The sequence below is a fragment of the Streptomyces sp. BE303 genome (assembly GCF_036290945.1).
Lineage (GTDB): Bacteria > Actinomycetota > Actinomycetes > Streptomycetales > Streptomycetaceae > Kitasatospora.
In genome coordinates this window covers 1-324 of record NZ_JAQYWZ010000758.1, presented here as the reverse complement: position 1 = coordinate 324, position 324 = coordinate 1, and the positions used below count along the sequence as shown (strand labels likewise).

1 protein-coding gene is annotated in these 324 nt (G+C 72.5%); it reads right to left on the bottom strand.

The features are described from left to right. Window positions 1–324, bottom strand: a 324-nt coding sequence (locus tag PUR56_RS22740) for a transposase (protein ID WP_329950271.1), incomplete at both ends; no start/stop codon positions are given.

The window sequence follows — 324 nt, the reverse complement described above, 5'->3', positions numbered from 1 at the left end:
CATGTTCACCGAGTCGACCGCGCACCTCGACCAGTCCAGCTCGCCCCGTGCGCCGAGCTCGTCCAGGACGACCCGGTGGAGCTTGGCCCACACCCGGGCCCTGCTCCACTCGGTGAAGCGCCGGTGCGCGGTGGGCCCGGTCGGACCGAAACAGGGCGGCAGCTGGGCCCACGTGCACCCCGACGTCGCGACGAACACGATCGCCGCCATCACCTCGCGGTCCCCGTAGCGGCGCCGACCACCGCCCTGCGGGCGGGTCGGCGCCGCCGGCACCACCAACTGGAACAACTCCCACAACTCGTCCGGCACCAGACGCTCCACGAT